This window comes from Verrucosispora sp. SN26_14.1, from assembly GCF_004307965.1.
GTDB lineage: Bacteria > Actinomycetota > Actinomycetes > Mycobacteriales > Micromonosporaceae > Micromonospora.
In genome coordinates this window covers 1-5,214 of sequence record NZ_SISL01000416.1, presented here as the reverse complement: position 1 = coordinate 5,214, position 5,214 = coordinate 1, and the positions used below count along the sequence as shown (strand labels likewise).

Below are 5,214 nucleotides of genomic sequence, written 5' to 3'. Positions count from 1 at the left end.
ACGACGCCGGGGCGGTGGCCCGGGTGGTCGGGCTGGCCGCCGGCGCGGCGAAGGTGACCGGCACCTTGACGTCCTGCGCGCGGTCCGAGCTGCGGGTGTGGTCGTTGCGGCTGGCCACCACGCAGCGCCGGACGGTGCAGTCCACGTCGCCGATCGTCGCGGTCAGCCGGATCCGCACGCTGAACGAGCCGCCGGAGCCGTACGGGACGGCCAGCCCCTCGCCGTACGCGGGCGGGTTCGAGGAGATCCAGTGCGAGGCGCCGGTCGCGCCGCTGGTGTCGATGCCGCCCCCGCAGGGCGAGGGCGGTGCGCCGGCACCGTTGTCGACGCAGTACGCGACGTAGATGCCCTTGGCGGTGTCGTAGCCGGATCCGGAGACGGTGACGGCGGCACCGGCGAGGGGGATCGCGGTCGTCCGGCTGACGGAGAGGCGTTGGCCGTCGGGGCCCCTGCCGACCGTGTCCGCGTACGCGGGGCCGGCCGCGAGGGCGCCGATGACCAGCAGCACCACGCTGACCAGGGCGGCGGCGAGGCGGGCAGGCATGAGTGACCTCCGAAGATTTGGTTAGGCTAACCTAAGTAGATCTTGCCGCGTCCGCAAGAGGGTGTTCGGAGGATTTCCCAAAAGATTAGGTGAGCCTAACCTAATCGAGCCCTACCCCCTCCGAGAGGAAGACTCATGTCCGTACCCAGACCCGGCGGTATCCGCCGACGGTCGTACCGGTGGGCGTCGGCAGCGGTGCTCGGTGCCGCCGCGTCACTGGCCGTGGTGGCCCCGGCGACGGCCGCACCCGCCGACGTCACCGCGGGAAGCCTCGACTGGGGCTTCAAGAGCTCGTTCCGGGCGTACGTCTCGACCGGTAACGGCAATCCGCCGATCGGGGTCGCCGACGGTGCCACCCGCAAGGCGGACGGCACCTTCACGTTCCCGGTCACCGGCGGCACGTACGACAGCGCCACCGGCGCGACCACCGTCAACTACGGGGGCACGGTCGTGTTCTCGTACCCCTCGCACTTCTTCAAGATCACGCTGGCCAACCCCACCGTGGTGGTGGACGGTGCCGGTGGTTCGCTGCTCGCCGATGTTGACCTCGAGGTCAGCGGCGGCGGATTCGAGCCGGTGCAGATCGAGCAGGCCGCCATCGCCACCCTCGGCACCGGCGGCGCCAGCCCGACCGTCTCGGGTGACTCGGTGAGCTGGAACAACCTGGCCACCACGCTCACCGAGACCGGGGCCACCGCCTTCGCCGGCTTCTTCACCGCCGGCACGGCCCTGGACCCGACGTCGTTCACCTTCACCACCGGGACGGGCGGCGGCGGCCCCGCCACCCCGTCGGTGACCGTGGACCCGTCCGCCGCCCTCGACCCCGAGGGGACGTCGGTCACCGTCACCGGCTCCGGGTTCGACCCGGACGCCAACGGCGGCGTCGGCGTCTATGTGGCGTTCGGCCCGAAGGTCGACAACCACTGGACGAACTCCCGTCCGTACAAGCCGGTGAAGTGGGTGCACAAGAACGCCTCGTCCTCCGCGGCGCAGGTGAAGCTCGCCGCCGACGGCACCTTCTCCACCACGTTGGACCTGGTGCCGAGCTACACCGACGGCAACGGCGACACGGTCGACTGCACGGTGACCCAGTGTTACGTGCTGACGTTCGCGGCACACGCCTCCAGCGACCGCAGCCAGGACACCTTCACCCCGGTCACCTTCCGGGGGGCCACCGGTGGGCCCAGCGGCGCCGAGCAGGAGATCACCGCCACGGTGCTCCAGTCCGGTCCGCTGACGCTGACCTCGTCCGGCAGTGCCGTGGCGCTGTCGGCCGTGCACCCCGGCGGGGTCGCCGACGGTGCGCTCAACGCGGTGACCGTCAGCGACCTGCGCGGCACCAACGCCGGCTGGAACGTGGTCGGTCAGGTGGAGGACTTCACCAGCGCGCTCGGTGGCACCATCGCCGCCGACAACCTCGGCTGGACGCCGAACGCGTCCGTGCTCGCCGACAAGCTGGTGGGCTCGTCCGGGGTGGTCACCCCGGGCGGACGGGCCAACCCGGGTGACGGTACGGGTCTGGGCAGCGCCCGTACCCTGTGCGGCTCGACTGCCGGCGCCAGCGCCGGCAGCTTCCGGTGCGGTGCCGACCTGGGCCTCGGGGTCCCGGCCGCCACCGGTCCGGGTGACTACACCGCCACCCTGACCCTGACCCTGTCCTGACGCGTGGAAGGGCATCTTGTTGTGCGCAGATCGATGACGAGGTGCCCTTCCCCGCACCTGGTCGCCGTGACCGTGGTCCTGCTCGTCACCGTGCTGGCGGGTGGACCCGCCGTCGCCCTCGCCGCGCCGGCTCCCGCCCCGTCACCGTCGCCGAGCGACGCGGGGTTCACCTGGGCGGTGCAGCCGTCCGGACCGTCCGGCCCCACCGGCCGCAGCTACTTCGTCCACGACGCCGAACCCGGTCAGGTGATCGAGGACCGGGTGGCGTTGACCAACCTGAGCACGACCGCGATGACCTTCGCGGTGTACGGCGCCGACGCCTTCACCACCGACGACGGCGGCTTCGCGTTGCAACCGGCGAGCCGTCCGGCGGTGGACGTGGGCGCCTGGACGCAGTTCGCCGAACGCACCTACCGGGTGCCTGCGGGCGAGCAGGTGATCCTGCCGTTCCGGATCGGCGTACCGGCCAACGCCAGCCCCGGTGACCACGCCGGCGGGGTGGTCGCCTCGATCGCCCAGGTGGCGGAGACGGGTGGGCAGGTCAGGCTCGACCGCCGCGTCGCCGCCCGGATCTATCTGCGGGTCGCCGGCCCGGTGCGCCCCGGCCTTCAGGTCGAGGCGATGCGGATCGGGTACGACAACCCGGTCAACCCGTTCGGCACCGGCCCGGTGGTGGTCAGCTACCGGCTGCGCAACACCGGCAACACCCGGCTGACCGGCACCACCCAGGTACGCCTGACCGCGCCCTTCGGCATCGGACTGGCCCGCACCGAGCCGGTCGAGGTGCCCGAGTTGCTGCCCGGCGCGGCGATCACCGTCACCGAACAGATCAACGGTGTGGTGCCGGCCGGACGGCTCGCCGCCGACGTGGCCGTCGACCCGGCCACCCCGGACCGGATGCTGCCCACCGTGCACCGCACCGCCGTGACCTGGGCCGTGCCGTGGGTGTGGACGGCGCTGCTGCTCACCGCCCTGGGCGCGTTGCTGGTCAGCCGGTTTCGGGCGATCCGGCGTCGCCGGACGTCGCCGGCATGAGGTGGCTCGCGTACGGGGCAGTCGCCCTGCTCGCCGGCCTAGCGCTGACCGGCGCCCCGGGGCCGGACCCTCGGGTGACGTTGGACCGGGCCGAGGCGAGACCGGGGGAGCAGGTGCTGGTCCGGCTCACCGGTTGGCCCGCCGGCACCGTCGTGATCGAGCTGTGTGACGCGGGTACGCCGCCCCGCTGTGCCGTGGACACCTCGGCCCAGATCCACCTGTCCGGCTCCGGTGCCGGTGGCGCGCCGCTGACCGTCGCCGCGCCGGCTGACGGCTGTCCCTGCCAGGTGCGCGTACGCACGATGGAGGGTCGGCTCTCGGCGACCGCGCCGCTGCGCGTGACCGGCGCGACCCGGCAACCCGGCGGCACCGTCCGATCGGCGGCGACCCGCCCCCCGGTCGTCGTCGGGGCACACGTCGAACGCGACGGCGGCTGGCCCGCCCTGTTCGGTGCGTCCGCGCGGCGGACCGTGGTGCTGCGGCTGCGTAACGACGAGCCGGTGCCGGTCGCGGTGACGCTCTCCTTCAGCGTCGGTCGGGGACCGGAGCCGACCGGCTTCGTCGCGTCCCCGGACACGCCGGATCTCGCCGCCGGGGAGGAACGCGTCGTCCGGGTCCCGATGACGCTGCCCGCCCCGGCCGTCGGTGACTACCGGATCCACGGCGAGCTGGTCACCTCCGGGGCGGCACGCCGGGTGGAGGCGACCACCGACCACCAGCCGTGGGGGCTGGCCGGGCTGTTCGGCTTCGCGCTGCTCGTCCCGGCGGCGGCCGAGGTGCGTCGCCGCCGGTCCTCCGGGCGGTGAATCCACCGTCGCCTCTGGCGCACTGACGACTGTCGTTACACAATGTGGAGCTATGCATCACGGTGAGCAGCCGCCGGACGCGGTGATCCGGATCCGGCACCGGGACGACCCCGTGGGGCTGGTCACCGAGCACGACGCGGTCGAGCGGGCCGGCGCGTACCCGACGCTGCGGCTCGGCGCCCCGCTGTTCGGCTACGCGGTGGATCTCGGCGGCGGGCGCTGGCGGGTACACGAACTGGTCGAGGAGACCCCGCAGGCCGCCCGCGACGCGCTCGCGCACCGGCTCCGGGACCGGATCGCCGAGACCGCCGACGCGGACCTGCTGGCCGAGCTGACCGCGGCGCGGACGGTCCTGGACTGGCAGAAGGTCGACGAGGTGACCGTCGGAGGCTGCCGGCACCGGGTGATCCGGGCGGACACCTTCGCCCGCTTCGGCCCGGACGGGCCGGAGCCGCCCCGCCCCACCGACCCGGACCCGCGCGACGCCGACACCTCGGACAGTTTCCTCGGCGGCACCGACCTGGTCGCCGACCCGGCCGAACCGACCGGCCTCGGCGCGGCGGTGCTCAAGGTCGAGCTGCTGCCGGCCCGCTATCCGCGTGCCCAGGTGCCCGCCGACGTGTACGCCGACAGTGTCGCCGCGGTGCGTGCGTACCCCGACGGCGTCCTGCTGCCGACCCGCTTCGCGGTGGCCGAACAGGTCGGGGCCGGATGGCAGCCGACGAGCCGGGCGGTCGCCACGCCGCAGGAGGCCCGTGACCTGATCACGTTCGAGTTCCGGTGGCTCGTACCCCGGCTGGCCGATCCGACCGAGGCGGAGGCGGCGGAGTACCGGCGGGCCGCCGACCGGATCGAGTCCACCCGGGCCAGCGAGGTGACCGTGCTCGGCCGCCGTTTCCGGGTCACCCGCGTCGAGACGCTGCTGCGTTTCTCCGCCGACGGTCCCGAAGGACCCCGTCCCTCCGACCCCGACCCGGAACCGCCACCCGAGGTCCACTTCGCCCGACTCCGCGCCGAAGGCCGCCTACCCGACCACCCTTGACCACCCGCCCCGGATCCGGCCCCCGCATGACCACCGGACCATCGACTAGCCCGGGCAATCTCGCCGGGGCGACCCGTGAGGCGGCCCCACCGCCTCGCCCGGCCACCACCGCCTCGCCCTGCCAC

At 73.6% G+C, this 5,214-nt stretch carries 5 protein-coding genes; 4 read left to right on the top strand and 1 reads right to left on the bottom strand.

Annotation, left to right across the window (positions count from 1 at the left end):
• Positions 1 to 544, bottom strand: a 544-nt coding sequence (locus tag EYA84_RS25810) for a hypothetical protein (protein WP_131056181.1), incomplete at its 3' end; no start/stop codon positions are given.
• A 135-nt stretch (positions 545 to 679) separates the two neighbouring features.
• On the opposite strand from EYA84_RS25810, the gene EYA84_RS25805 reads away from it, so the two are divergent.
• From EYA84_RS25805 to EYA84_RS25790, 4 genes are read left to right on the top strand one after another with little or no spacing between them, the layout of a single operon-like run.
• Positions 680 to 2,206 carry an HtaA domain-containing protein gene (locus tag EYA84_RS25805; protein ID WP_131056179.1) on the top strand — a complete coding sequence of 509 codons (1,527 nt, stop codon included), beginning with the start codon at positions 680 to 682 and terminating at the stop codon, positions 2,204 to 2,206.
• A gap of 33 nt (positions 2,207 to 2,239) precedes the next feature.
• A complete protein-coding gene (locus EYA84_RS25800) occupies positions 2,240 to 3,241 on the top strand; it encodes a WxL protein peptidoglycan domain-containing protein (RefSeq protein WP_131056177.1) in 1,002 nt (333 codons plus the stop codon).
• Positions 3,238 to 4,047: a hypothetical protein gene (locus tag EYA84_RS25795; protein WP_131056175.1), complete on the top strand. Its 810-nt coding sequence runs from the start codon at positions 3,238 to 3,240 to the stop codon at positions 4,045 to 4,047. Before EYA84_RS25800 ends, EYA84_RS25795 begins: the two co-directional genes overlap by 4 nt.
• Positions 4,048 to 4,099: 52 nt before the next feature.
• Positions 4,100 to 5,089 carry a DUF5954 family protein gene (locus tag EYA84_RS25790; protein ID WP_131056173.1) on the top strand — a complete coding sequence of 330 codons (990 nt, stop codon included), beginning with the start codon at positions 4,100 to 4,102 and terminating at the stop codon, positions 5,087 to 5,089.
• Positions 5,090 to 5,214 lie beyond the last annotated feature (125 nt).

Excerpts from the sequence above, each read along its gene's own strand:
- EYA84_RS25790 (WP_131056173.1), top strand. The coding sequence starts at position 4,100 with ATGCATCACGGTGAGCAGCCGCCGGACGCGGTGATCCGGATCCGGCAC.
- EYA84_RS25805 (WP_131056179.1), top strand. The coding sequence starts at position 680 with ATGTCCGTACCCAGACCCGGCGGTATCCGCCGACGGTCGTACCGGTGG.
- EYA84_RS25800 (WP_131056177.1), top strand. The coding sequence starts at position 2,240 with ATGACGAGGTGCCCTTCCCCGCACCTGGTCGCCGTGACCGTGGTCCTG.
- EYA84_RS25795 (WP_131056175.1), top strand. The coding sequence starts at position 3,238 with ATGAGGTGGCTCGCGTACGGGGCAGTCGCCCTGCTCGCCGGCCTAGCG.